This window comes from Thiohalocapsa halophila (assembly GCF_016583825.1).
Classification (GTDB): Bacteria; Pseudomonadota; Gammaproteobacteria; order Chromatiales; family Chromatiaceae; genus Thiohalocapsa; species Thiohalocapsa halophila.
In genome coordinates this window covers 1-922 of the sequence record NZ_NRRV01000226.1, presented here as the reverse complement: position 1 = coordinate 922, position 922 = coordinate 1, and the positions used below count along the sequence as shown (strand labels likewise).

Sequence of the window (922 nt, the reverse complement as noted above, 5' to 3'; positions counted from 1 at the left end):
CTCATGGCCGGATACCTGGTAGTGTTCGGCATCCTACTCGTATCGCGCGGCTTCGCGCTGACCCAGTCGGTGTCCGCAGTGGAGCGCGGGGTGCTGCGGTTTCGGGTACGAGTGATTGACAAGGTGCGCCGCGGAGACCTGCTCTTCGTCGAACAGCAGGGCGGGGTGGCCGCCTATGCGTCGCTGACCCAGGACGTTGGGCTAATCTCGCAGGCGGTCGTGTTTCTGATCCCGGTGGTCGAGTCGGTTCTGATCCTGCTCTTTATCAGCCTGTATCTTGCCTGGCTGTCGCCGCAGAGCCTGCTTGCGGTGCTGGCGATCTATGCGGTGACCTTGCCGGTGTACCTGCTGCGCTTTGCGCGGACCGGAAGCGAGCTGCGTCGCGCGGCGACTGCAGATGGCTCCTTCTTCGAGCAGTTCATCGAATTGCTGCATGGCTTCAAGGAGCTGAAGCTGAATCGGCGCGAGAGCGATGCCTTCCACGCACACCTGATCGAGACAGGGGCGGACGCCGTTCGACTCAAGCTCGCCAGCAGTGAGCGCCAAACCAACGACGTCATCTACGCCGGGAGCATCTTGTATTTGGCCCTGTTGGCGGTCGCATTTGCCATTCCGGCACTGGTACCGGAGGCGAGCACCACGGTCTACAAGGTTGCCGCGGCGGTGTTGTTCATGCTCGCGCCACTGACCCATATCGTGAACGGAGCGCCGACCTTGGCCAAGGCCGATGCCGCAGTGAGCAATTTGTACGCGCTGGAAGCACGTCTGGACGAGGCGCTCTTGGCGCCGGTGGATGCGCCACCGCCCAGGCCCCTGCGCAAGTTCGAGCGCATCGGGCTGCAGGGTGTGACGTTTCGCTTCATCGGGCACGATGGCCGTCCCGGCTTCGCGGTCGGGCCTTTGGACTTCCGCCTGCACCGAG

General features: G+C 63.6%; 1 protein-coding gene. It reads left to right on the top strand.

Annotated elements, in window-relative coordinates:
- Positions 1-90: 90 nt before the first annotated feature.
- On the top strand, positions 91-922 hold an 832-nt coding region (locus CKO31_RS26140; protein ID WP_200243865.1), incomplete at its 3' end, for a hypothetical protein.